Consider the following 25,032-nt stretch of genomic DNA (forward strand, 5'->3'; position numbering starts at 1 on the left):
GAACGGAGTCGGTGTCAGTCCTGGGCGCGGCCCGTCGTCACACGGGCGATCATGAGGGCGACCAGGATGATTCCGCCGTAGATGGCCTGGATCCAGAAGGACGGCACCTGGGCGAGCGTGAGCAGGTTCTGCACCACCCCGAGCAGGAGTACGCCGGTCAGGGCACCGAACATGGTGCCCTTGCCGCCGTCCAGGCTGATGCCGCCGATGACCGCCGCCGCGAACACGGTGAAGATCATGTTCTGGCCCTGGTTGGCGCTGATCGCTCCCACGTATCCGGTCTGCATGATCCCGCCCACCGCGGCCAGGACACCGGCGACGACGTACACACCGAGCATCACGCGATCGACCCGGATGCCGGCCGCGCGGGCCGCGTCCGCGTTGCCGCCGATGGCGTACAGGGAGCGGCCGACGCGGTGGTACTTCAGGACCAGCCCGGCGACGGCGAAGGCAACTGCCGCCAGCCACACGGACATCGGGACGGTCAGGAAGGTGGAGGTGGCCAGGGAGTAGAAGCTGTCGGGCATGCCGAACAGCGTCTTGCCCTTGGTCGCGCCGACCAGCAGTCCGCGCAGCACGATCAGCATCGCGAGCGTCACGATGAAGGCGTTCAGCTTGAACTTGACGACCAGGACGCCGTTGAAGGCGCCGACGGCCCCGCCCACCAGCAGGATCGCGAACAGGGCCAGCCCGGCCGGGAGTTCGGTCCCCCAGCCCGACTGCGCGGCCGGTAGCACGAGCAGCGCTCCCACCGCGGGTGCGATGCCGACGACCGACTCCAGGGACAGGTCGAACTTGCCGGTGATCAACACCAGCGACTCGGCGAGCACGACCATCGCGAGCGCGGCGGAAGCGCCCAGGATGGAGATCAGGTTGCGCTCGGTGAGGAACGAGTCGTTGACCACCGCACCGAGCACCATGAGCAGCAACAGGGCCGGTACGAGGGCCAGTTCGCGGGCCCGGCGCAACAGCACCGTCCTGGCCGACCGCACGGCGGGGGCCTTCAGCGGCGCAAGGGGCTCGGCCGCCTTGGTGTCAGCCATGGTGGTCCACTCCTTCGATGGAGGCGATCAGCTCGTGGTCGCGCCAGCCCGCCGGGTGCTCGGCGACCACGCGGCCGTGGAAGAGGACGAGGACGCGGTCGCAGCGCCGCAGGTCGTCGAGTTCGTCGGAGACGACCAGGACCGCGGTCCCGTCCTCGCGGGCGCTGTCCACGCGGGCGAGCAGCGACTCCTTGGACTTCACGTCCACGCCCGCGGTGGGGTTGATGAGGACGAGCAACCGCGGTTCGGAGGCGAGGGCGCGGGCCATGACGACCTTCTGCGCGTTGCCGCCGGACAGGTCGGAGACCGGCTGCTCGGGACCCTCGGTGTGAATGTCGAGTCGGTCGATCAGCTCGGTGGCGAAGCCGCGTTTGCGGTCGGTGCCGATGAAGCCGAAGCGGCCGAGCCGGTCCAGGACGCTCATGGTGGCGTTGTCGCCGATGGTCATGCCACGCACCAGGCCCTGCTCGTGCCGGTCGCGCGGCACACAGCCGATGCCGGCCTTCAGCGCGGCCTGCACCGACCCGAACCGCAGCCGCTCACCGTCGAGTTGAGCCGTTCCGGCGGTGGGCGAGCGCAGACCCGCGAAGGCCTCCGCCAGTTCGATCTTGCCACTGGCGCTGGAACCGGCGAGCCCGACGACCTCGCCGCGGCGGACGGTCAGGTCGACGTTCTCGTACGTGTCCGAGGTGAGCCCGCGGGCTTCGAGGAGGACGGGCGCGGAGTCGTCGACGATCTGTTCCTGTACGGCCTGTTCGGCGATCGTCTCGATGGACTCCCCCGCCATGGCCTCGATCAGCGCGGCCCTCGGCAGGTCGGCGACCGGGGCCGTGCTGATCCAGCGGGCGTCGCGCAGCACCGTGACGGTCTGGCAGACCTCGTAGACCTCCTGGAGGTGGTGCGAGATGAACAGGAAGGTGACGCCGGAGTCCTGCAGGCCGCGCATCCGGTCGAAGAGCCGCTCGATCTCGCGGTTGTCGAGCTGGGCGGTCGGCTCGTCGAGGACGATGAAGCGGGCGCCGAAGCTCAACGCGCGTGCGATCTCCACCATTTGGCGGTCCTCGACCTTGAGGTCGGCGGTGCGCGCCTCGGGGTCGACGTGCACGTCCCAGGTGTCGAGGAGCGCGGCCGCCTCGGTCTTCAGCCGACGCCAGCTGATGAACCCGCGCTGCAGCGGCTGACGGTTGATGAAGAGATTCTCGGCGACCGTCAACTCGGGGACGACCGTGGGGTGTTGGTAGACGCAGGCCACCTTGCGGCGCCAGGCGTCACGGTCGGCGAGCGGGGGCGCGGGTTCGCCGTCGAAGCGGACCGCGCCCTCGTCGGTCGCCTCCAGGCCGGTGAGGATCCGGACCAGGGTCGACTTGCCGGCGCCGTTGCGGCCGACGAGGGCGTGGGACTCGCCGGGCAGCACGGTGAGCCGGCCGTCCGCGAGGGCGGTGGTGGGGCCGTACCGCTTGACGATGTCCCGGGCTTCCACGAGCGGGGTGCTGGGGCTGCTCATTTGACCGTGTTGCCCCACAGCTTGGGGTCGTCCACGTTGTCCTTGGTCACCAGCGGCGCGGGCAGCTGGTCCTCGAGGATGCCGCTGGACAGCTTGACGATGGTCGAGTCGTGGTCGGTGGGGCCGGGCTCGAACGTCTTCCCCTGCATCGCCGCCTTGATGTAGTACATGCCGTACTTGGCGTAGGCGTCGGCGGGCTGGGAGACGGTCGCGTCGATCTGGCCCTTGCGGATCGCGTCGAACTCCTGCGGGATGCCGTCGTTGGAGACGATGACGATGTGGCCCTTCTGGCCCGCCGTCTTGAGCATGCTCTTCGACTTCAGGGTCTGCAGGGTGGGCGCGAGGTAGACGCCGCCTGCCTGCATGTAGATGCCCTTGATGTCGGGGTTGGCGTTCAGGAGCGTGTCGAGCTTCGAAGCGGCCGTGTCGGACTCCCACTTGGCGGGGATCTCCAGGACCTTGAGCTTCGGGTACTTCTTCTTCACGCAGGAGCGGAATGCCTCGGAGCGGTCGCGGCCGTTGACCGAGGCCAGGTCGCCCATGATCTGCACGACCTTGCCGCTGGTGATGTGTGCGCCGAGGTACTCGCAGGCCTTCTCGCCGTAGGCGACGTTGTCGGCGCGTACGACCATGGCGACCTTGCCCTTGTCCGGCGCCACGTCCACGGCGACGACCGGTACGCCCTTGCGCTCGGCCTGGTCCAGGCCGGCCTCGATGGCGGCGCTGTCCAGCGGGGCCACGACCAGGCCCTTGACGCCCTGGTTGAGCTGGTTGTTGATGTCGGTGATCTGCTGCGAGGGGTCGCTGTTGGAGTTGACCGTCTTCAGCGCGTCGACACCCTCGGACTTCGCCATCTTCGGCACGTAGTCGTTGTACGACTGCCAGAACGGCGAGGTCAGCAGGGGCAGGATCACCCCGACCTTGCCGGTGCCGCCGCCCCCCGCGCTGCCGGAGCCTCCGGTGTCCTTGGTACTGCCGCACGCGGCGAGCGCGAGCGAGGCGCCGGCGGCCACGGCCACCGCGCCGATCATTCGAAACCTGTTCCGCTTCCCCACTGTCCTGCCGGGCATCTGGCGGCTCCTCGTTGAGCGTGTTCGAGCAGATGCCCGCATACTTATCAGACCACTCGGCCGGAAGAACAGCCTCCAGCGGCAGATTTTCCCAGATTCCAGCCATAGTGGTCCGACCACCTTGCCGGTTAGACTGCGGCGCACCCGGTGAGCGGAGGAATGGCGTGGACGAGACCCTGGACCAAGGGGCACAGCCCGGACCCGCCCCGCAGAAGGGCACCGTGACGCAGCGCGCCATCGAGCAGATCAAGGCGTTGATCGCGGAGGGCCGGCTCGAGCCCGGCCAGCGCCTGCCCACCGAGCGCGACCTCGCCGCCCAGCTGGGCATCTCCCGCAGTTCGATGCGCGAGGCGATCCGCGCGCTCACCGTGCTCGGCGTGCTGGAGGCCCGGCACGGCTCCGGCATCTACGTCACCCAGCTGGAGGCCGGCGATCTCCTGGAGACCTTCGGCGTGGTCGCCGACCTCTCCCGCGGCCCGCGTCTGGTGGAGCTGCTCGAGGTGCGGCGCATCCTGGAGTCGACGGCGACCGCGCTGGCGGCGGCCCGTATCACGCCGGACCAACTGGCCGAGGTCGAGAAGCACTTGATGGCGATGAACGCCACCGACGACCCCGAGGAGATCCTCGCCCACGACCTTGCCTTCCACCGCGAGATCGCCGCCGCGGCCGGCAACGACACCATGGCGGCCATCCTGGAGGGCCTGTCCTCCCGCACCTTCCGCGCCCGCGTCTGGCGCGGCTACCAGGAGGAGGGCGCCTTCGCCCGCACCCGCCGCGAGCACGCGGCGATCCACCGCGCGCTGGTGGCACACGACCCGGAGGCGGCGCGGGCGGCGGCGGCCGCGCATGTGGGGGAGGTGGAGGAGTGGCTGCGGTCGCAGCTCAGCGCGTGACCGCAGCCCGTACGGTGACCGGCCCTTCGGCAGTGGTGCTCCGGTCCGGCGCATCGCCCGAGGCGAACAGCTGCCAGGGGCCGGCGATCGAGCCGTCCGGTTCCCAGCCGAACGCCCGGCCGTAAGCCACCCGGTTCAGGCGCCCGCCGCGGGCAGCGACGCGTCCGTGGGCCGGCCCTGCGTCTCGGCCCACTCCCGCAGCTCGTTGCCGCCCACCTCCTCGATCGCCGCCTGCAGCGCGGCCCGCGCCGTCGCGTCGCGTTCGGGCGGCGACAGCAGCAGGTAGCGGTCGACGGCACGGCGCAGGGTCTCGCGGGACTGCGCGGCGACGACCCAGCGGGAGCCGGGGTTGAACAGCTGCCGTATGCCGGTGAAGAAGACGGCGCCGCCCGCTATCAGAGCGGTCAGCCATGCCGGAGCGTGCAGCCCGGCGGCGACGACGGTCGCCGACGTGGAGGCGAGCGCGCCCAGCTCCGTCGCGTGGTGCAGGCGTCTGGCCCGGTCGCGGGTCCGCCCGTAGAACGCCAAATCCTGCCGCGCGAGGGCCAGTACCGGATCCGGCTCCGCGGACCAGTCCCGGTCGATGACCGTTCTTCGTCTCATCGGCACATCATCGAGGGCGCACACACGCGGAGGAAAGCCGACCGGGCGGCAAACGCGTCAAGGCACCTGGATGCCCCCTCCTGGCGGCCGGTCTGACAGCGCTTCCCCCTGCCAGGCCAGTCCTCCCGCGGGGCGGTGAGCAGGTTCTGATACCCCATCTTCGTCCCGCCGGTACGGCCCTACGCCCGCCGCAGCCGCAGCGTCACCAGCTCGAAGGGGCGCAGCCGTACGGCGATGCGGTGGCCGTTGTGCTCGACCGAGGCGCCGTCGGTCGACGGCCGCTCCAGCAGGTCCGTCACGGTGACGTCGGCGGCCTCGAACCCGGCGGTCAGCACAGCCCGGGCACGCCCCCCGTGCGCCTCATGGAACCGCACCACCACGTCCCCGCTCCCGTCGTCCGCCAGCTTCACCGCCGTCACCACGACCGCCTCCTGATCGACCGTCACCAGCGGTGCAACCGAACGGGCACCCTCAACTCGCCGTTCCGGCAGGTTGATGCGCCACCCTTCCCGCACCGCGTCCCCGATCCCCGCTCCCGGCACCAGCGCATGCCGGAAGCGGTGCACGCCCTGGTCGGTCTCGGGGTCGGGGAAGCGCGGGGCGCGCAACAGGGACACGCGGACCGTGGTGGTCGTACCGCGATCGCCGTCGGTGCGGACCGTGCGGGTCACGTCGTGGCCGTACGTGGAGTCGTTGACGACGGCGACGCCCCAGCCGGGTTCCTCGAAGTGGACGAAGCGGTGGTTGCAGGCCTCGAACTTGGCCGCCTCCCAGGAGGTGTTGGTGTGCGTGGGCCGGTGGAAGTGCCCGAACTGGGTCTCCGACGCGTACCGTTCGGCGTGCACGTCGAGCGGGAAGGCGAGCTTGAGGAACTTCTCCGTCTCGTGCCAGTCCACCTCCGTCTCCAGCACCAGCCGCCGCTCCCCCGGCGCCAGCGACAGCACCTGCGTGACGCGCGACGCCCCGAAGGACCGGACGATGCGTACCGATTCACCGTCCTCGCCAGGCACGACCTCGTCGGCGTCGGTGAGATCGGTGACCGTGTTGCGGTAGAACTCGTCGACGTCCCACGCGTCCCACATGTTCGGGAAATCCGGGTGGAGTTGGAGCAGATTGGCGGCGCGGCCCGGTGCGATGGTCTCTCGGTCTGCTGCGATGTCGTAGGCCGATACGAGGAGACCCTGGGCGTCGATCTCGATCCGCAGCAGGCCGTTGTCGAGGACGTGTCCGCCGCCGGGGCGCGGGGTCAGGGTCGTGTCGCCGTCGGTGGTGGCCCTTCCGGCGGCGCCCGCCAGGACTCCATGACGGCTGTGGGGCGCCGAGTTGAAGAGGAGAGGCGTCGATCCCTCGCCCGCCAGGGCGCGTTGGGCCGCGTCGATGAGGGAGTTGAGTTCTGCCGCCAGGCGTTCGTATGTCGCCCGCGCCTCCCGGTGCACCCACGCGATGGACGAGCCCGGCAGGATGTCGTGGAACTGGTGCAGCAGCACCGTCTTCCAGATCCGGTCCAACTCCTCGTACGGATAAGGGAATCCGGTCCGTACGGCGGCCGTGGCGGCCCAGAGTTCGGCCTCGCGCAGGAGGTGTTCGCTGCGGCGGTTGCCCTGCTTGGTCCCGGCCTGGCTGGTGAGGGTGGCGCGGTGGAGTTCGAGGTAGAGCTCGCCGACCCAGACGGGCGGTTCGGGGTATTCGGCCTCGGCCTTCTCGAAGAACTCCTGTGGGGTCTCCCAGACGACCCGCGCCGAGCCCTCCAGATCCCGCAGCCGGGCGGCCTTCGCGACCATCTCGCGGGTGGTGCCGCCGCCTCCGTCGCCCCAGCCGGTCGGGGCGAGCGAGTGGCGGGCGACTCCCTTGTCCTTGAAGTTGCTTGCCGCGTGGGCGATTTCGCTGCCCTTCATGGAGCAGTTGTAGGTGTCGACGGGCGGGAAGTGCGTGAAGATCCGGGTGCCGTCGATGCCCTCCCAGCGGAAGGTGTGGTGCGGGAACTTGTTGGTCTGCGACCAGGAGATCTTCTGCGTGAGCAGCCACTTGGAGCCCGCCGCCTTGATGATCTGCGGCAGTCCGGCGGCGAAGCCGAAGGTGTCGGGCAGCCAGGCCTCGTCGTTCTCGATGCCGAACTCGTCGAGGAAGAACCGTTTGCCGTGCACGAACTGACGGGCCATCGCCTCCGAGCCGGGCATGTTGGTGTCCGACTCCACCCACATACCGCCGGCGGGCACGAACCGTCCGTCCGCCACCGCCTTCTTCACCCGCGCCCACACCTCGGGCCGGTGCTCCTTCACCCACGCCCACTGCTGCGCCTGCGACATGGCGAACACGAAGTCGGGCTCGTCGTCGAGGAGCGCGGTCATGTTGGACGTCGTACGGGCGACCTTGCGCACCGTCTCGCGCAACGGCCACAGCCAGGCCGAGTCGATGTGCGCGTGGCCGACGGCGCTGATGCGGTGGGAGGAGGGGGCGGCGGGCGCGGACAGAACGCCGGCCAGGCGCGAACGGGCGTCGCCCGCCGTGCCGTTGACGTCCTGGAGGTCCACCGCGTCGAGCGCCTTCTCCACCGCGCGCAGGATCTCCCAGCGCCGCGCCGACTCCACCGGCAGCTCGGCCATCAGCTCGCCGAGCACCTCCAGGTCGATGACCAGCTGCCACACCGTCTCGTCGAAGACGGCGAGGTCCATGCGGGTGAGGACGTACTGCGGTGCGCTGCCGGCGGTCTCCCTGTCGCCCAACTGGGTCGGCTGGAAGGGGTGGTAGTCGAGGATGACGGGGTTGGAGGCGGCCTCGATGTGCAGCCGCACCTCCTCGCCGCCCTCGACGGGCGCGCCGATGCGCACCCACTGGTTGCGCGGGTTGAGGCCCTTCACCGGGGTGCCGTCGGGCCGGTGGACCAGGCCCTCGCACTGGAAGCCGGGCATGTTCTCGTCGAAGCCGAGGTCGAGGATCGCCTCGACGGTCTTTCCGGCCCACGCCTCGGGGACCGTCCCGGTGACCCGGAACCAGCTGGTCCCCCACGGAGCACCCCACCGGGCGCCCACCGCGATCGGCTCGGGCTCGGCCGCCAGCCCCTCGGCGACCGGCACCGGCTCGTCGGGCGCATGCCACACCGCGACGTGCAGCGGTACGGACTCCGGGTACACGGCGGGGCGGATGCGCTCGTCGAGTACGCGCTTGAGACGGGCTTCGACCAGGTTGCGGTCGTCATGCATGCGGGGTGCTCCGTAGGTCTTACCGGGGTCTTCCGGTGGTGGGTGGTTACCAGGTGTGGGTCACGGTGACGGGGTCCGACGAGGTGTACAGCTCCCCCACGGCACGCAGCTCGAACTGCGCCTGCGACTCGCCCTGTTGGGGCTGCAGGCCCGCGAGGAAGTACGCCCGCTGGCCGGTGGCTCCGAGGAAGCGCCGGGTGCCGTCGGGCAGGAGACGGTGCAGGGTGTAGTGGCGTATGCCGCCGGGGGCGGGGTTCCAGGCGAGGCGCAGATCGCCTCCGGAGGCGGCGGTGATACGCAGGCCGGAGGGGGCGGCGGGTGTCCCGATCGTTTCCCGGACCGCGAGCCCGCCGAGACGCCACTTCACGGGCCCGTCGGTCGCGGTGAGCCGCACGCCGATCGCATGGACGCTCCCGGAGAGGCCTGTGAGCGGGACGGCCACGGTCTGCCAGCCGTTGACCGAGTTCACAGCCACACCGCCGTGCGCCCGAACTCCCCGCCGCCCCTTGTTGACCGAGTTCACAGGCAGATACGTGTACGGCGGTGTCGCACCCGGCCCGCTCGGCTCGGCGGTGGCCACGGCGAGCTCGACGTTCACAGCCCCCGCGTCGGTCCGGTGCGTGAGCTCGACAACCGTGTCAACAGCAATCGGCAGCCGTGTCGCGTACAGCTCCACCGTCGTGGGTTCGTCCAGTTCACCGTCCACCAGCACACTGCTGCCGCCACGCCACGCATCCGCGAAGTCGAACGAGACGGCAGGCCGCTCCCCTTCCGTCCGCACCGCCCACCGCCGCGACGGCAGCCGGTCCTGCAGCCCGAGATGGTTCCACGGCGTGTCCGAGGTGACCGCCCCGGCCTCGTACCACCGCAGCCCGTGCCCGGTGTTGAACACGCTCGCGAACGGCGCCCCGGACACGGTCGACCGGTCCGCGACCGACACCGCGGGCGCCCGCCAGGGATCGGAGGCGTCCGGCCGTGAGGGATCCAGCGAACGGCCGGTCCAGAACCGGTCGTCGGCGGCGTGGAAGTCGCCCGGAGCGCGGGAGGCGGGCAGATGGTTACGGGTCCACTCGGGCCGATAGAACCCGATCGACGTGACATGCGCCTTACTGCTCGGCACGATCGCGTCCCAACTCACCGACGTGTTCGAGCCGTTGGACTCGACATCGACGCCCGCCCACAACTCGTACCGGCTGCGCCCCAGTTGGTCGGCCTTCGTCCCGGACGAGGCCAGCGTGCTCGCGCTCCACCGGAAGTCGACGAACATGTCGTCGGCGGCCTGGAAGAACGCCTGGTTCTGGCTGTTGAGCGCGCCCTGCCAGCTCACCGTGCCGTTGACGGTCATCGCGTCGTACCAGGTCACCCGCTGCCCACGCGTGGCGGCCAGCGACTTCAGCTCCTTGACGAAACCGAGCATGTCCGCGCCCAGCGCCGCATTCCCGCCGCCGGTCTCGGCGTTGACGAACCACCCGTCGAAGCCGTACGCCGCCGCGACCGCGACGAGCTGGGCGGCGAGCGGATAGTGCCCGGAGGAATCCTTCTGCACCAGGTCCCGCGTCCACTGCAGTTGCCCGCCGTACGCGACGGGCGGCAGGAAGATGTTGCCGAGGACCGGCACACCGTGGCGGTGGGCCGCGTCCACGATCGGCGCGTTCGGGGCGAGGATCAGCCCTTCACCCGACGACCCGCCCCAGAACACCAGCTCGTCGACGTACGCCCAGTGCGTGAGCGCGTAGTAGTCGGCGGTGGCCGAACCCTGCGACGGATTGCCGGCCGTCGGCCCGAAGGAGACCAGCGACTGGATACGGGCCTGCCCCGAGCGTGCGGTGCCGTTCACCGGCGTCGGGGTGAAGCGTGGCGCGAGCGGCACGGACGCGGCGTTGAAGGCGAGGTCCGCGTCACCGTCGGCCGCCCAGGACTTGAGGCTGCGCCAGGTGATGCCGGTGCCCGGCGTGCCCGAGGGCAGCGAGTCCGGGTACCAGTACGAGGCGTACGGCGGGGTCGCGGGGGCCGCGGCCTTCGGTGCCGCGCCGGCGGGCAGCGGCGGGAGCAGGGCGGCCGCGGCGCCGGCGATCAGGACGGTGCGTCTGGTGGGGTTCACGAGCTGGTGCCTCCTTGTGGGGTTTGGAGTACCTGTTCGGGAGTGACGACTTCGGTGATGCCGCGGGCGGCAAGGTGGTCCTTGTCGTCCGCGCGTGTGTCGAGGACGGTCGTGGGTCGGGCGCCGTCGGAGGTCAGCCGGAAGTAGGCGTCGAAGACGGGGCCGCCGGGGGCGCACAGCGAGCGGACGGCGGGGTCGGCAGGGACGACGAGCGCCGTGGTGCGGGGAGCGGCCGGGTAGGTGTCCGCGCGGGCCGCTGCTTCCGCCAATGCCCGCGCCGTGTCCTTCGGGCGCCGGTCGTTCGTCAACAGGCCCAGCCCGTACTCGAGTTCGGGAAAGTCAGCGAGCTCCCGGGACACGTCGTGGGAGCACCACCAGGTGATGCCCCACAGGTCGGGGCAGTCGAGGGCGTTCGCGACGGTGGCCTCGGTGAAGGCGGCGGCGTGCTCGGGCGGGATCAGGGGGGCGGGTGCGCCGACCTCCTGGAGCCAGACGGGGCGACGGGGGTCGTCGGCCCAGGCCTTGCTGAGTTCGACGAGGTAGGCGGCGTGGTGTTGGGTCGGGACAGACGTAAGGCCGTGCCGCTGGGCGGTGCCGTTGAAGACCCAGGAGTGCACGGCGGTGACGGCACCGTGGCGGGCGGCCTGGGCCGGGGTGAACGGCATGTCGTCCTGGTACCAGGTCGCGTCGTACTCGGCGTGCAGATGCAGCTTGCCGGGGGCACCCTCCTCGCACGCGGCCAGCATGCGCGCGAGCCAGGCCTCGATCTCGTCGGACGTGGCGCGGTCCGGGTCGGGATGCGGGCCCGCCGAGAACTGGTTGACCTCGTTGCCGAGCGTCATGCCGAGGAAGCCCGGGCGTTCGGCGAGGGCGGCGGCGAGGGTGCGCAGGTAGGCGGCCTGGCCGTCGAGGACGTCCGGGTCGGTGAACAGGTTCCGCCGGTGCCAGGTGCGCGTCCAGGCGGGCAGGAAGTCGAAGCTGCTCAAGTGCCCCTGCAGACCGTCCACGTTGACGTCGAGTCCGCGCTCGGCGGCCGCGTCCACCAGCGCGACGAGCTGCTCGACGGCCCGCGGCCGGATGAGGCTGCGGTTGGGCTGGAAGTAGGGCCACAGCGGGAAGACCCGGATGTGGTCCAGGCCCAGCGCGGCGATCGAGTCGAGGTCGGCCCGTACGGAGTCCAGGTCGAAGTCGAGCCAGTGGTGGAACCACCCTTCGCTGGGGGTGTAGTTGACGCCGAAGCGCACGGCAGAAGGCATGCGGAAGTCCTTGAGCTCAGGGGAGGTCAGCCCTTTACGGCCCCCTCGCCCACCCCGCGGAAGAAGTACCGCTGCAGACAGGCGAAGAGGACGATCAGCGGTGCGACGGCGATCACCGTGCCCGCGGCGACGAGCCGTTCGTCGTTGGCGAAGGTGCCGTGCAGATAGTTGAGGCCGATGGTCAGCGTGAACCTGGACGGGTCGCTCAGCACGATCAGCGGCCACAGGAAGTCGTCCCAGGCGCCCATGAAGGCGAAGATCGCGACGACGGCGAGGGTCCCCTTCACGGCGGGCAGCGCGATGCGCAGGAACCGCTGCCAGACATTGGCGCCGTCGACGTAGGCCGCCTCCTCGATCTCGTACGGCAGGTTGAGGAAGGCGTTGCGCATCAGCAGCACGTTCATGGCGCCGATGCAGCCCGGCAGGACCACCCCGACCAGGGTGTTGTTGAGGCCGAGCTCCCGCATGGTCGTGAACTGGGCGATGATGATGCCCTCCACGGGCACGAGCATCGCCAGGATGAAGGCGAGGGTGGCGCCCCGGCGGCCGCGGTAGCGCAGCCGGGCCAGCGCGTAGCCGGCGAGGGCCGAACCGACGCAGTTGGTCACGACGTTGGCGGTGGCGACCTTCAGCGAGTTGAGGGCGTAGTCCCAGACGGGGATGGTGTCGGAGACGCGCTCGTAGTTGTGCAGGGTGGGGTGGCCGGGCAGGAAGCTCGGCGGGGAGCTGTAGATGTCCTCGGTCGGGCCCTTGAGCGAGGTGGACAGCTGCCACAGGAACGGGCCGACGGTCAGGGCGAGGACGGCGAGCAACAGCACGTAGCGCAGGGCGAGCTCCCACACCCGGATGCGGCGGCCGTGCTCGTCGGTGACGCGGGGTTCACGGGCAACGGCCGGCCTCGAAGCAGTGGGCCGCACCTTCTCCATCACACTCATGCCTCGTCCCTCCGATCCGCCCGCAGCACGAGCAGCATCAGCACGACGGTGACGACGAAGACGACGACCGAGATGGCGGATGCGTAGCCGACACGGCCGGTCAGGCCGGTGCCGGTGCGCTGGACGAGCATGACGAGGGTGGTGTCCTCGCCGGCCGGGCCGCCGCTGGGGCCCGCCATCAGGTACACCTCGGAGAACACCTTGAAGGCGGCGACCGAGGAGAGCGCGCCGACCAGGACCATGGTGGAGCGGACGGCGGGCACGGTGACGCTGAGGAAGCGGCGGACCGCGCCCGCGCCGTCGACGGCGGCGGCCTCGTGCAGTTCGCGTGGGACGTTCGCCAGCGCCGCCAGATAAATGATCATGTAGTAGCCGAGGCCCTTCCAGACCGTGACCGCCATGGCGCTCAGCAGAAGCAGCCACTGGTCGCTGAGGAAGCCGACCCGGCCGACCCCGATGCTCTCCAGCAGGGAGTTGACCAGGCCGCGTTCGTCGAGCAGCCACACCCAGATCAGGCCGACGACGACGATCGAGGCGACGACGGGGGTGTAGAAGGCGGACCGGAAGAAGGTGATGCCGGGGATGTTCTTCTGCACCAGCAGCGCGAGCAGCAGCGGCAGGATCACCAGCGCCGGGACGACCCCGAGGACGTAGAGCGTGCTGTTGCGCAGGCCGATCCAGAACATGTCGTCGTGCAGCAGTTCGCGGAAGTTGGCGAGGCCCACGAACCGGCCCGGGATCAGGGTCCGGCGGTCGGTGAAGGCGTTGACCAGCGTGGAGACGAACGGGTACAGGATGAACGCGCCGGTGATCAGCAGCCCGGGTGCGGCGAACAGCCAGGGGCTGGTGGGCAGTTGACGCCGCACATGCCTTGCGCTCCGCACCCGGGACACGGCAGAAGTGGCCATCGCGCGCTAACCCTGCTGCTGGAGGAGCGTGTTGCAGGCCTTGACAGCGTTGTCCAGAGCCGTCTTGGGGCTCTCCTTGCCCTGAAATGCCTTGGCCACCTCGTTCCGCAGCGCCGTCTTCATCTGCTCACTGAACAGGACGGGCGTGTAATTGACCGCGTTCTTCAGCGACTTGGCGGCGGCGATCCGCACGCGCGTCTCGTCGGTCCCGTCCTCCTTGGTGAAGTACGGGTCGTCGAGCGAGCCGGCGGTGCTCGGGAAGATGGCGACCTTCTTGGCGAAGGACATCTGGTGCTCGGCGTCGGTGACGAAGTGGGCGAAGGCGACGGCGGCGGGCGTGTGCTTGGTCTTGGAGTTGACCATCACGCCCATCACGTACATGTTGACGTGGCCGGTGCTGGTGATCTGGTCGGTGATGCCGATGTTCTTGTACAGGTTCGGCGCGTTCTTCTTGAAGTTGCCGAGGTCGAGGGCGCTGCCGGGGTTCATGGCGACGGCCTCGGTGAGGAACTTCTTGCCGGACGACTCGGGCGTGGCGGTCAGCGCCTGCGGGTCGAGCGCCTTGGCGTCGTACAACTCCTTGTATTGGGTGAGCAGTTGTACGCCCTTGGTGTCGTTGAAGGCGAAGGCGGTGCCCTGCTTGTTCATGAGCCCGACGCCGTAGCGGCCGAAGTCCTCGATGGTGGGCACGTTGGCGAGGGTGGCGACCTTGCCGTCGCTCTTCTTCGCCAACTCCAGGGCGTCGGCGAAGAGTTCGTCGTACGTCTTCGGCGGCCGGTCGGGGTCGAGTCCGGCCTTCTTGAACAGGGACTTGTTGTAGAAGAGCGGCCCGGTGTTGAGGTACCAGGGGAAGGCGTACGTCCCGGTCATGCCCGGTATGCGGTGGCTGGCCCAGGCCCCTTCCAGGTACTCCTTCTTGTACTTGGCCGCCGCCTTGTCGAGGTCGAGGGCCAGGCCGGCCTTGGCGAGCGGGGCGACGAGGTCCGGGGAGACGTTGACGACGTCGGGCAGGGTGCCGCCGGCCGCGTCGGCGCTGATCTTGTCGGCGTAGCCCTCGGCGGGCTGGTCGACCCACTTCACATGGGTGTCCGGGTACTTCTTCTCGAACTCGGCGATCACGCCCTCGAAGTAGTCCTTGAAGTTGGCTCGCAGGTTCCAGGTCTGGAAGGTGATGTCGCCCTCGACCTTGCCGGAGGCGTCGGCCGATCCCCCGTCCCCGTTCCCGGAGCCGCAGGCGCTCAGCGGCAGGACGAGGGCGGCGACGGCGGCAGCGGCGAAGGTTCTGCGGGATGTGGGCACGGTGACACGGCTCCCCTGGGAGTGTCGGTGGCGGTGACGCCTGGGACCATGCCCGCGGCCTTCCGGAGAAGTCAATGGATTGGCTGCAACTAAAGAAATTCACTCTTCATTAGTGCAGGTCAGACGAGTACAGATGAAAACTTGCCAGACTTCGCTAATGCGCTTTAGGGTTCTTGCACTCAAGCGCATTAGCTGCAACCTGTCAGAAATGGGGAGCAACGTGCCGGCCAAGCGTTCCCCGGCCCGTCGGCCGACGATGAAGGACATCGCGCAACGCGCGGGTGTCTCCGAGAGCGCGGTCTCCTTCGCGCTCAACGGCCGTCCCGGAGTCTCCGAGCTCACCCGCGACCGGGTGCGCCGGGTCGCCGAGCAGCTGGGCTGGCGGCCCAGTGCGGCGGCCCGCCAGCTGTCCGGGGAGGGCGCGGCGACGGTCGGCTTCGTCCTGGCCCGCCCCGCGGACACCCTCGGCGTCGACTCCTTCTTCCTCCAACTGGTCTCCGGCATACAGGAGGTGCTGGCGGAGCGTCACCTCGGCCTGCTCTTCCAGGTGGTGGAGGACGTCGCCGACGAGTGCGCGGTCTACCGGCGCTGGTGGGCCGAGCACCGCGTGGACGGCGTACTGGTCGTCGACCCGCGCACCGACGACCCGCGCCCCGATCTCCTCGACGAACTCGGCCTGCCCGCCGTGGTGATCGGCGGCACCCCCGACGAACGCCACCCCGGCCTGTCGACGGTGTGGGCGGACGACGCGGGCGCGATGGCCTCGGTGGTGGACGAGCTCTACGCGCTCGGCCACCGCCGGATCGTGCACATCGCGGGCCTTCCGGGCCTGGCCCACACCGAGCGCCGTATCCGCACCCTGCGCACCGAGGCCGGGCGCCGGGGCCTGACCGAGGTCGAGTCGGTCACCACCGACTACTCCGACGCGGAGGGCGCGGCCGTCACCCGCCGGGTCCTGCAACACCCCGCTCCCCCCACCGCGTTGATCTACGACAACGACGTGATGGCCGTCGCCGGCGTGGCCACCGCGGCCGAACTCGGCTTCTCCGTACCGGCGGACGTGTCGGTGGTGGCCTGGGAGGACTCGGCCCTGTGCCGCATGGTCAAGCCGTGGCTGTCGGCGCTGTCGCGGGACAGCGTGGAGTTCGGGCGCACGGCGGCAAGGGAGTTGACGGCGCTGGTGGACGGCGGGCCGGCGCGGACGGTGCGGGTGCCGGTGCCCCAGGTGATCGTGCGGGACAGCACCGGAGTCGCGCGGGACGCGTGAGTCAGTAGCGTGCCGCGCTCTGCACCAGGGGCGGGTACACCGCACTCGGCTCGCCGTCCACGGTGGCGCCCGCGTACTTCAGCATCGCCCCCACCCTGCGGTTGAGGTCGTAGGGGAAGTTCAGCGTCGGGGCCGACACCTCGTCCAGGGTCGCGGTCTGCTCCGGGGTGAGGCGCACGTCGAGGCCGGCGAGGTTGGCCTCCAGGTGCTCGAGGGTGCGCGGGCCGATGAGGGTGGAGCTGACGCCGGGGCGGCTCTGCACCCATGCCAGCGCTACGGCCGCCGGGCTCGCGCCGGCCTCCTCGGCGACGGTGGTCAGCGCCTCGATCACGGTGAACTGTTCGTCGCTGGGCAGCCCGAGGACGGCCGCCCGCCTGGCGTCGCCGGGACCGGCCTGGCCCCGGCGGTACTTGCCGGACAGGTAGCCGCTCTTCAGCGGGCTCCACGGCAGCACGCCCATGCCGGCGTCCTGCGCGAGCGGGATCAGCTCGCCCTCGATGGTGCGCTCCAGCAGGGAGTACTCCATCTGCAGCGCGGTGACCGGGGTCCAGCCGCGCAGCAGGGCGGTGGTGTGGGCCTTGGCGGTGAACCAGGCCGGGGTGTCGGAGAAGCCGACGTAGCGGATCTTGCCCGCGGTGACGAGGTCGTCCAGGGTGCGCAGGGTCTCCTCGATCGGGGTGGACCGGTCGTGGTTGTGCAGCCAGTACAGGTCGATGTAGTCGGTGCGCAGCCGTCGCAGCGACTCCTCCAGCTGGCCGATGATCGCCTTGCGGCTCGCGCCGCCGCCGTTGGGGTCGCCGAGGTGGAGGTTGCCGTAGAACTTGGTGGCCAGCACCAGGCGGTCGCGCAGGCCGGGTCGGGCGGCGAAGTAGTCGCCGAGGATCGCCTCCGAGTGGCCGTTGGTGTAGAAGTTCGCGGTGTCGAGGAAGTTGCCGCCGCGGTCGAGGTAGGTCTGCAGGATCTTCTCGGACTCCTCGACGCTGCAGCCGAATCCGCCGTCCTCGCCGAAGTTCATGGCGCCGAGGCAGAAGGGGCTGACCTTGAGGCCGGAGCGGCCGAGACCTACGTATGAATCGAGTGTCATGAAAGTGCTCCGTTGTTGGTTTGTCGGGAAGCGGACTCTTCGAGCAAACCACTCTGATCAGCGCACTTGTTAGTGCGATCCCACCGGTCTCTTGCACGATCCTGTCGAATTGGCCCGGATCCGCGTTGCGCGGAATCGGTCCGCGGTCTTCAATCGGAAGGGTGTCCCTGGATGAGTTGCGCACCCTGATCGCCCGGCACGCGGGACGGTCCACCGGCGGGGTCGACGGTCTGATGCTGTCGGCGCAGGACCGGCCGACGCCGCCGCGCGCCGGGATCTCCGATCCCGTGCTGGCGGTCGTTGCGCAGGGCGCGAAGAGGCTCGTCCTCGGCGACCGCGTCTACGACTACGGTGCCGGCCAGCATCTGGTGATCCCGCTGGGTCTGCCGGTCAGCGGCCATGTCTCACAGGCCAGTTCGCAGTGTCCGATGCTGGGCGCCGGGCTCGCCCTCGATCCGGCCGTGATCGCCTCGCTCCTCCTGGAGACGGGCTCGGACCGCGGCAACAGGACCCCGTCGCCCGGTCTGACGGTGAGCGACGCACCGGCCGACCTTCTCGACGCCTTCGTCCGCATGATCCGGCTCCTCGACCGGCCGGCCGACGTGCCGGTGCTCGCCCCGATGATCGAGCGGGAGATCATGTGGCGGCTGATCAACGGCGAACAGGGCGCGCTGGTACGGCAGATCGGGCTGGGAGACAGCCGCCTGACCCATATCGGCCGGGCCCTGCAGTGGATCCGCGAGCACTACACGGAGACCCTGCGCGTCGAGGACCTGGCCCGGATGTCGGGGATGAGCCTGTCGCCATTCCACCGCCACTTCCGCGCGCTGACCGCGATGACGCCGATCCAGTACCAGAAGCAGATCCGCCTCCAGGAGGCCCGGCTGCGGCTGATGAGCGGCACCGAGGACGTCGCGACCGTCGGGTTCGCGGTCGGCTACGACAGCGCCTCCCAGTTCAGCCGCGAATACCGCCGCCACTTCGGCCTGCCCCCGGGCCAGGACGCGGCACGCCTGCGCACGGAGCCGCGCGAGGAGGCGACCGCCGCATCGGCGACTCCTTGGTGACCCGGCGACGCACAGCCGCTCTCTCCGGAGGCCAAGTGGTGAACTGCCTTGATCCAATGCATAGTTGCGGGTGAAAACTCGAGACGACGCGGCGCGTCGGCGTCAGGCAGTCAGGGAGGCTGAAGTGTCCACGGACCCCGATACGTCACCGGGACCGCCTGACAGCGACACAAGCGGTACAGACGCAGCGCCGCAGCAGGCACCGTCACCGTCTCCCTTCAGGGATCGGACCCACTGGGCGACACTCGTCGTCCTGCCGATGGTCGGCGCGATCGCCTTCTGGGCCGTCCAAGGCTTGTGGGGCTGGACCTGGGCGAAAATCACCGGCCCGCCCGGGCTGACGGCGTACACGCCAGGACCCGGTGGCTGCGTGCCCCGCTATCACGGCGACGTGCCGGAGCAGGATCCGGGCACCGCCGAGGGCGTTCCGATCACGGCGAAGGGGTACAGGCCCGCGGAGCTTCCCCTCACCCTGCAGGCGAAGACCGACGAGGCCATCGTGGTCACCGGGGTCGAGGTCGAGGTCCGGTCGAGCCAGGACAGTCCGACGCTGGGCACGGTGACCGACCCGCACGGCTGCGGCGGGGGCATGAACGCCCGCAAATTCGACGTGCGTCTGACACAGACTCCGGTGCCCGTGGTGGCCGCGGCCGGCTCCGGCAGCAAGGCCAAGGACTTCCCCTTCACGGTCTCCGCCAGTGATCCGAAACAGCTGAGCCTCCGACTCGACCCGAGCGACCAGGACATCCGGTTCTCGGTCAAGGTCGAGTGGGTGGCCGACGGGGAGTACGGCAGCGTGACCCTGGACAACGACGACGCCCGCGAACCGGCCGACCGCGGCCAGGGCTACCGCGTGATGGGGCGGCCCGAACTGCCGTAAAGCAGAACCGCCGTAAGCACGAACGGCCGGACACCGCCCCCCACTTCATGTGAAGCTTTGACCATGACCTCCGAAGACCCGCTGGCCGACCGGCTCCAGCTGGACCAGCCGCATTCGGCCCGTGTGTGGAACTTCCTGCTCGGCGGCAAGGATAACTACGCCGCCGACCGCCAGGCGGGCGAGATGATCCTGCAGATGTTCCCGGACATCGCCCTGCTCGCCCGGCTCCAACGGCGTTTCCTGGTACGGGCCGTACGCTATCTCGCCGCCGAGGCGGGCATCCGTCAGTTCCTGGACGTCGGCACCGGGCTGCCCACCGTCGACAACACCCACGAGGTCGCGCAGCGGGTCGCCCCCGACAGCCGCATCGTGTACGTCGACAACGACCCGCTGGTGCTGGTGCACGCCCAGGCCCTGCTCACCAGTACCCCCGAGGGTGCCTGTGCCTACCTCGACGCGGATGTGCGCGATCCCGAGCGGATCCTCGAAGAGGCCGCCAAGACGCTGGACTTCAGCAAGCCGGTGGCGCTGACCATGCTGGGCATCCTGGGCCAGATCCCCGACTCCGACGAGCCGGAAGCCGTCGTGGCCCGCTTCCTCGACGCGCTCCCGCCGGGCAGCTATCTCGCCCTGAGTGACGGCACCGACACCAACGAGGCGCTCAACCAGGCGATTTCCGTCTACAACGCCAACTCCGCCAGCTCCTACCACCTGCGCGGACCCGAGCGGATCGCGGCCTACTTCGAAGGTCTGGAGGTCATCGAGCCCGGCATCGTCCCCACTTCGCAGTGGCACCCGGAGCCGGTCGACGTGGGCCGCTCCCCCTCCGAGGTGGACGCGATCTGCGGCATCGGCCGCAAGGGCTGAGCCGGGGCCTGTCCTTCGCCGAGCAGATCCGAAGGGCAGGCCCTCAGACCTCGATCCCCCGTGTCACAGCCGGCAAATCCCCCGCGTCACAGCCGGAACAGGGCCCAGACGACCTTTCCGCCACCGGCCCGGGGGTTCCAGCCCCACATGTCACTCAGCACCGACACGACCTGCAGCCCCCGCCCCGACTCCGCGAGCTCGTCCGCCTCCACGGCCACGGGGACCAGGTCGCTCTCGTCCGTGACCGCGCACAGCGCGCAGGACAGCTGCTCCCAGAACGCCACCCACAGCGACGGCTGCAACTCCCCCTCGCCGTCGGCTGATCGGCCGTAGCGCAGGGCGTTGCTCACCAGTTCCGAGACGGTGACCGCCACGTCGTCGATCCGCTCGGCCGCGGCCAGTTCGAGCAGTGTCGTTCTCGCGAAGTCGCGGGCCAGATGGGCGGATTGGGGGATCGGCGGTACGACGAGGACGGAGCAGTGGGCCGGGCCCTGGCCGTCCCGCGCGGCGGGAGTGAGCGGGAAGCGGTACCCGGGCTCGGGTCTGCCCAGGCGCTCGACCGCCTGGCACAACCACTCCCAAGTCGCCTCGATCCGCAGGGGGTTGGTTGGTTGTGCGACTTGCTCTGCGGACATCGCGACCCCTGGGACCCCTGCGGAGAGAACTACCGAGCGCTACACCTGTGCGAAGTATCGTGCTCCGTCCGGCAGTCCGGGCGCAAGTGCATCGGCAATTACCGCTGCAATTGCAGACGATCTTGCCGAGCGGCATGCGCCACCGCTATCGTCCCGTTCACCACGAGTGGATGCAATTGAGGATGCAATTGCACGGCCGCCCGCGACTCCGTCTCGAAGAGGGTTCAGATGCAGCACGTGAGCAACGGCACACCGGCCACCCAGCTGAGAGGAGCGGTCTGGCGCAAGAGCCAGCACAGCAACCCCGAGGGCAACTGCGTCGAACTCGCAGCACTTCCGGACGGCAGCGTCGCCGTGCGCAACTCCCGTCACCCCGAAGGTCCCGCGCTCGTCTACACCGGCGCCGAGATCTCCGCCTTCGTCCGCGGTGTGAAGGACGGCGACTTCGACGGCCTACTCCCCGGCCGCTGAGGTCAGGCAGCACCCGCGGACGGCCGGAAGGCGCGGTCAAGGACCGTCGCCTTCCGGCCACTTCACGCAACGCAGCCGTACGACACCTGGGTGCTACTCTCCTTGGTTGAGTCCCGTAGACATGTCGAGTCCCGAAGACGTGCAGAGCCGGGACAGGCGGAGCCGGTGCGGCGGCCGAGGGGATGGACATGACTGCGACAGCTCGACCAGAACCCGTTCCCTCCGGTTCCGACGTCCTGAGCCTGCGGCGCGGCGGCCCGACCGTCCAGCGCATCGTGCTGGGCACGCGACTGCGCCGCCTGCGCGAATCCCTCAACATCAGCCGGGACGCGGCCGCTTCGACGATACGGGCCTCCGACGCCAAGCTCTGCCGCATGGAGCTGGGCCGCGTCGGCTTCAAGGAACGCGACATCGCCGACCTGCTCACGCTGTACGGCGTCCAGGACCCGGACGTACGCCAGGAGTTCCTGGACTCGGTGCGGCGGACCAACGAACCCGGCTGGTGGCGGGCGTACGGCGACGCCTTCCCCAGCTGGTTCGAGCAGCACCTGGGGCTCGAGGAGGCCGCCTCCCTCATCCGCACCTACGAAGTCCAGTTCATCCCGGGCCTGTTGCAGACCCCCGCGTACGCCGAGGCCGTCATCCGGCTCGGCCACCCCATCACCTCCCCGGACGCGATCGGGCGCCGCGTCGAACTCCGCATGACCCGGCAGGCATTGCTCGCCAAGCCCGACGCACCGAAGCTGTGGGTCGTCGTCGACGAGGCGGCGCTGCGCCGTCCGCTCGGCGGCGTCGACGTGATGCGCGCGCAGCTGCGGCACCTCATCGAGGCCGCGGCGCTGCCGAACGTCACGCTCCAGGTGCTGCCCTTCCACGTCGGCGGCCACGCGGCGGCCGGCGGCCCGATCACCGTGCTGCGCTTCCCCGTTCCCGACCTGCCCGACATCGTCTACCTCGAGCAGCTCTCCAGCGCCCTGTACCTGGACAAGCCCGAGGAGGTCGACCACTACCTCGCGGTCATGGACCGCCTCAGCCTGGTGGCCGCCCCCGCGGCGGACTCGTTGGCCTTCCTGGAACAGGTCCTCAAGGAGATCTGAGCCGCAGAATCGCTTCGCCGCGCATGCCGCACCGGCGGCTATCGTGCCGCGAATGACAGCACCGACCACCACCACGCTGAGCGACGCCGACTTCGCCGTGCCCATCGACGACCGGTACTTCGAGGACTACGTGCCGGGCGCGGTCTACGTCTACGGCAGCATCACCGTCACCGAGGAGGAGATCCTCCGGTTCGCCGGCGAGTTCGACCCGCAGGCCATCCACACCGACCCGCAGGCCGCGCTGCGCGGCCCCCACCAGGGCCTGATCGCCAGCGGCTGGCACACCTGCGCCGTGATGATGCGGCTGTACGCCGACCACTACATCAGCAAGGTGGGCGGCCTGGCCTCCCCCGGCATCGACAAGCTGCGCTGGGTCCGGCCGGTCCGGCCCGGCGACAGCCTGTCGCTGCGCACCACCGTGCGTGAGTCCCGCGTCTCGCGCTCCAAGCCGGACCGCGGGGTCGTGCACACCGGGATCGAGGTCCTCAACCAGCACGGCGAGCCGGTCCTGACCATGACCGCGGTGAACTTCCTGCTGCGCCGCACGGCCGCGGAAGGGACCGCCTGAGCGGGGTACTCGTAACCGCCTGGGAAGGGAGCCGGCGGATGAGCGCTCTCACCCACTGGCTCGCCGATCTGTCCGGGCCCGTGGTCTACGTCGTGGTCGTGGCCCTGGTCTTCGCCGAGGACGCGCTGTTCTTCGGGTTCCTGCTGCCGGGCGAGACCGCGGTGATCGTCGGCGGCGTCCTGGCCCGGCAGGGCACCGTCGACCTGGCCTGGCTGACGCTCGCCGTCGTCCTCGCGGCGATCGCCGGGGACAGCGTCGGCTACGAGATCGGCCGGCGCCTCGGACCGCCGCTGCTCGAGCGCCGCCCCCTGCGCGGCCGCGCCGAGCGCGTGGCCAGGGCCCGCGAGCTGATCCGCCGGCGCGGCCCGGCGGCGGTCTTCCTCGGCCGCTTCGTCGCCCTCTTCCGCTCCCTCGTCCCGGCGCTGGCGGGCGCGTCGGAGATGCCGTACCGCCGCTTCCTCCTCTACAACGCGCTCGGCGGCGTCATCTGGGGCGTCGGCAACGCCCTCGTGGGCTACGCCGCGGGTGCCGCCTACGAGCGGGCCGAGAGCATGGTCGGCCGGACGGTCGCACTGGTGACGGCCGGACTCGTGGTCGTGGGCCTCGTGGTGTGGCGCATACGGCGACACCGTCGCCGGCACTCATGACCGCATTCCGGGCGAGTCGCAGGACCCCGAGTTCGGTGGGGCGGTCACCAGGTCGCCGACGCCCTGGTGACCGCCCGGCTCGGCTCCCCCTCAGACGCGTGACCGGTACAGCCCGAACTCCGCGAGATGTACGGCCGCCCGGGCCGCCGTGACCCGCACCCGCCAACGCCGGGCCCGTACCGGCGCGTCCAGCAGCAGGATGCGGCTCGCGCCAATCGTGCCCGCCGTCGCGACCTGCGCCCAGGCCCCGTCCACGACGGCCTCGACGACGAAGTTCTCGACCTGCTGCCCCTGCCGGATGTCCTCCGCGAGCCGGATCCGGTCCACCTCGCGTGCCGCACCGAGGTCGACGGTGCGCACTCCGGAGGAGTCGGTGACGCGCGCGCCCCGGGTGAGGTCGGCGGGCAGCTCCCGTTCGACGCGCTGGCGGAACTCGCGCAGCCGTGCCACATCGCGGTCCGCGAGCAGACCGTCGGTGTCCGGCGGCACGTTGAGCAGCAGGACCGAGTTGCGACCCACCGAGCCGAAGTAGATGTCGATCAACTCGTCGACGCTCTTGGGGAGTTGGTCGGGATGGTAGAACCAGCCGTCGTGGATCGACACATCGCACTCGGCGGGCCACCACTGCAGGTAGTCGGTGTTCGGCTGCGCGGTGACGAGCGCCGTGCGGCTGCCCTCGTCGGGGGTGTCGTACGACAACGCCCAGTCGGTGCGGCCGTACTGGTTCTCCTTGACCGGGATGACGCTCCACTCGTTCTCCCGCGCGGTCCCGGCCTCGTTGCCCACCCAGCGCAGGTCCGGGCCGGTCACGGCGATCGCCGCGTCCGGGGCCAGCGATCTGACCAGCGAGTACCAGCTGTCCCAGTCGTAGTCCTCGACCTTGCCCGGCGGGATGCGGCCCTGGGCGCCGTCGAACCAGACCTCGTCGACCGGGCCGTACTCGGTGAGCACCTCGTAGAGGGTGTTGAGCATGTGGGCGCCGTAGTCGGTGGCGTCCAGCGTGTAGAAGCGCTGCGGGGAGCGGTCGTCGCCGTCGACGAGCGTCGGGACGGTCCGTGTGGAGCGGGCGCTGCCGTTGGCGTACACGCCGTGCAGGTACTGGTTCTCGTCGGCGGGCGAGATGTAGACGCCGACCTTGAGGCCGTACCGGCGCATGGAGTCGGCGAAGGAACGCAGCACGTCGCCGTGGCCGCCCTGCCAACTGCTCGACGCCACCGTGTGGTTGGTGTAGCGGGAGGGGTAGAGGACGAAGCCGTCGTGGTGCTTGACGGTGAGGATGGCGAGCTTGAAGCCGCCGTCCAGCAGTGCCCGGGCCCACTGGTCGGTGTTCAGGCCGGTGGGCTGGAAGACGTTCGGGTCCTCGTCGCCGGTGCCCCATTCGAGGCCGGTGAAGGTGTTGACGCCGAAGTGCAGGAAGGCCGTCTGCCCGAATTGCTGCCAGGCGATCTGCCGTGCGGTGGGCCGGACTCGGGAGGCCTTGTGGACCAGCTCGTCGGGTGTGTCGTCGGGACTGACGGGGATGCGGTAGCGGGACTCGGCGGGCGACTGGGCGGCCGAGGCGGGCAGCGCGGGCAGGCCGGTGGCGGCGACCACCGCGGCCGAGGTGACGAAGAGGCGTCTCGAGAGGGCCATGCGAG

The 25,032-nt window shown here is 70.1% G+C and carries 22 protein-coding genes; 9 read left to right on the forward strand and 13 right to left on the reverse strand.

Annotated features, from left to right (window positions below):
• Window positions 1–14: 14 nt before the first annotated feature.
• The 3 genes from ABZ880_RS07245 to ABZ880_RS07255 are packed head-to-tail and all read right to left on the reverse strand — an operon-like array spanning window position 15 to window position 3,617.
• Window positions 15–1,043 (reverse strand): ABC transporter permease, encoded by a 1,029-nt coding sequence (locus ABZ880_RS07245; protein WP_361258265.1) that lies wholly within the window; start codon window positions 1,041–1,043, stop codon window positions 15–17.
• Window positions 1,036–2,547, reverse strand: coding sequence for a sugar ABC transporter ATP-binding protein (locus tag ABZ880_RS07250; protein ID WP_361258268.1), 1,512 nt, complete (start codon window positions 2,545–2,547; stop codon window positions 1,036–1,038). The genes ABZ880_RS07245 and ABZ880_RS07250 overlap by 8 nt, the downstream gene beginning before the upstream one ends.
• Window positions 2,544–3,617, reverse strand: a complete 1,074-nt coding sequence (locus tag ABZ880_RS07255) for a sugar ABC transporter substrate-binding protein (RefSeq protein WP_361258271.1) — start codon at window positions 3,615–3,617, stop codon at window positions 2,544–2,546. The genes ABZ880_RS07250 and ABZ880_RS07255 overlap by 4 nt, the downstream gene beginning before the upstream one ends.
• Before the next feature lie 164 nt (window positions 3,618–3,781).
• Here ABZ880_RS07255 and ABZ880_RS07260 point away from each other — a divergent pair, with 164 nt between their 5' ends.
• Window positions 3,782–4,510: a FadR/GntR family transcriptional regulator gene (locus ABZ880_RS07260; RefSeq protein WP_361258273.1), complete on the forward strand. Its 729-nt coding sequence runs from the start codon at window positions 3,782–3,784 to the stop codon at window positions 4,508–4,510.
• A 135-nt stretch (window positions 4,511–4,645) separates the two neighbouring features.
• Here the strand turns inward: ABZ880_RS07260 and ABZ880_RS07265 are convergent, their stop codons facing one another.
• From ABZ880_RS07265 to ABZ880_RS07295, 7 genes are all read right to left on the reverse strand, one after another.
• Window positions 4,646–5,113 (reverse strand): DUF4231 domain-containing protein, encoded by a 468-nt coding sequence (locus ABZ880_RS07265; protein ID WP_361258276.1) that lies wholly within the window; start codon window positions 5,111–5,113, stop codon window positions 4,646–4,648.
• Between the two features lie 179 nt (window positions 5,114–5,292).
• Window positions 5,293–8,313, reverse strand: a complete 3,021-nt coding sequence (locus ABZ880_RS07270; protein WP_361258279.1) for a glycoside hydrolase family 38 C-terminal domain-containing protein — start codon at window positions 8,311–8,313, stop codon at window positions 5,293–5,295.
• Between the two features lie 46 nt (window positions 8,314–8,359).
• A complete protein-coding gene (locus tag ABZ880_RS07275) occupies window positions 8,360–10,414 on the reverse strand; it encodes an endo-beta-N-acetylglucosaminidase (protein WP_361258282.1) in 2,055 nt (684 codons plus the stop codon).
• Entirely contained in the window at window positions 10,411–11,670 is a 1,260-nt protein-coding gene (locus tag ABZ880_RS07280; protein ID WP_361258285.1) for a glycosyl hydrolase, read from the reverse strand. Before ABZ880_RS07280 ends, ABZ880_RS07275 begins: the two co-directional genes overlap by 4 nt.
• Before the next feature lie 26 nt (window positions 11,671–11,696).
• The gene (locus tag ABZ880_RS07285) at window positions 11,697–12,605 is read right to left on the reverse strand and encodes a carbohydrate ABC transporter permease (RefSeq protein ID WP_361258288.1); all 909 of its coding nucleotides are present in this window, start codon (window positions 12,603–12,605) and stop codon (window positions 11,697–11,699) included.
• On the reverse strand, window positions 12,602–13,513 hold the full coding sequence (locus ABZ880_RS07290; protein ID WP_361258291.1) for a sugar ABC transporter permease: 912 nt from the start codon (window positions 13,511–13,513) through the stop codon (window positions 12,602–12,604). Before ABZ880_RS07290 ends, ABZ880_RS07285 begins: the two co-directional genes overlap by 4 nt.
• A gap of 6 nt (window positions 13,514–13,519) precedes the next feature.
• The gene (locus tag ABZ880_RS07295; RefSeq protein WP_361258294.1) at window positions 13,520–14,812 is read right to left on the reverse strand and encodes a sugar ABC transporter substrate-binding protein; all 1,293 of its coding nucleotides are present in this window, start codon (window positions 14,810–14,812) and stop codon (window positions 13,520–13,522) included.
• Window positions 14,813–15,032: 220 nt separating this feature from the next.
• Here ABZ880_RS07295 and ABZ880_RS07300 point away from each other — a divergent pair, with 220 nt between their 5' ends.
• On the forward strand, window positions 15,033–16,079 hold the full coding sequence (locus tag ABZ880_RS07300) for a LacI family DNA-binding transcriptional regulator (RefSeq protein WP_361259212.1): 1,047 nt from the start codon (window positions 15,033–15,035) through the stop codon (window positions 16,077–16,079).
• A gap of 1 nt (window position 16,080) precedes the next feature.
• Here the strand turns inward: ABZ880_RS07300 and ABZ880_RS07305 are convergent, their stop codons facing one another.
• A complete protein-coding gene (locus ABZ880_RS07305; protein ID WP_361258296.1) occupies window positions 16,081–17,163 on the reverse strand; it encodes an aldo/keto reductase in 1,083 nt (360 codons plus the stop codon).
• Window positions 17,164–17,324: 161 nt separating this feature from the next.
• On the opposite strand from ABZ880_RS07305, the gene ABZ880_RS07310 reads away from it, so the two are divergent.
• The 3 genes from ABZ880_RS07310 to ABZ880_RS07320 all read left to right on the forward strand — a co-directional run bounded on the left by ABZ880_RS07310 (window position 17,325) and on the right by ABZ880_RS07320 (window position 19,977).
• A complete protein-coding gene (locus ABZ880_RS07310; protein WP_361258299.1) occupies window positions 17,325–18,230 on the forward strand; it encodes an AraC family transcriptional regulator in 906 nt (301 codons plus the stop codon).
• Between the two features lie 259 nt (window positions 18,231–18,489).
• On the forward strand, window positions 18,490–19,110 hold the full coding sequence (locus ABZ880_RS07315; RefSeq protein ID WP_361258302.1) for a hypothetical protein: 621 nt from the start codon (window positions 18,490–18,492) through the stop codon (window positions 19,108–19,110).
• 63 nt (window positions 19,111–19,173) lie between these two features.
• Window positions 19,174–19,977, forward strand: coding sequence for an SAM-dependent methyltransferase (locus ABZ880_RS07320; protein ID WP_361258305.1), 804 nt, complete (start codon window positions 19,174–19,176; stop codon window positions 19,975–19,977).
• 86 nt (window positions 19,978–20,063) lie between these two features.
• Here ABZ880_RS07320 and ABZ880_RS07325 read toward each other — a convergent pair whose 3' ends face one another.
• Window positions 20,064–20,612 (reverse strand): ATP-binding protein, encoded by a 549-nt coding sequence (locus ABZ880_RS07325; RefSeq protein ID WP_361258308.1) that lies wholly within the window; start codon window positions 20,610–20,612, stop codon window positions 20,064–20,066.
• Window positions 20,613–20,840: 228 nt separating this feature from the next.
• Here ABZ880_RS07325 and ABZ880_RS07330 point away from each other — a divergent pair, with 228 nt between their 5' ends.
• The 4 genes from ABZ880_RS07330 to ABZ880_RS07345 all read left to right on the forward strand — a co-directional run bounded on the left by ABZ880_RS07330 (window position 20,841) and on the right by ABZ880_RS07345 (window position 23,395).
• Window positions 20,841–21,083, forward strand: coding sequence for a DUF397 domain-containing protein (locus tag ABZ880_RS07330; RefSeq protein WP_361258311.1), 243 nt, complete (start codon window positions 20,841–20,843; stop codon window positions 21,081–21,083).
• Between the two features lie 188 nt (window positions 21,084–21,271).
• Window positions 21,272–22,180, forward strand: coding sequence for a helix-turn-helix transcriptional regulator (locus tag ABZ880_RS07335; protein WP_361258314.1), 909 nt, complete (start codon window positions 21,272–21,274; stop codon window positions 22,178–22,180).
• A gap of 52 nt (window positions 22,181–22,232) precedes the next feature.
• Window positions 22,233–22,748 carry a MaoC family dehydratase gene (locus ABZ880_RS07340; protein WP_361258317.1) on the forward strand — a complete coding sequence of 172 codons (516 nt, stop codon included), beginning with the start codon at window positions 22,233–22,235 and terminating at the stop codon, window positions 22,746–22,748.
• 38 nt (window positions 22,749–22,786) lie between these two features.
• Window positions 22,787–23,395 carry a DedA family protein gene (locus ABZ880_RS07345; RefSeq protein WP_361258319.1) on the forward strand — a complete coding sequence of 203 codons (609 nt, stop codon included), beginning with the start codon at window positions 22,787–22,789 and terminating at the stop codon, window positions 23,393–23,395.
• Window positions 23,396–23,485: 90 nt separating this feature from the next.
• Here the strand turns inward: ABZ880_RS07345 and ABZ880_RS07350 are convergent, their stop codons facing one another.
• The gene (locus ABZ880_RS07350) at window positions 23,486–25,027 is read right to left on the reverse strand and encodes an alpha-L-fucosidase (RefSeq protein WP_361258322.1); all 1,542 of its coding nucleotides are present in this window, start codon (window positions 25,025–25,027) and stop codon (window positions 23,486–23,488) included.
• Between the last annotated feature and the right edge of the window lie 5 nt (window positions 25,028–25,032).

Source organism: Streptomyces sp. NPDC047043, from assembly GCF_040644055.1.
Classification (GTDB): Bacteria; Actinomycetota; Actinomycetes; order Streptomycetales; family Streptomycetaceae; genus Streptomyces.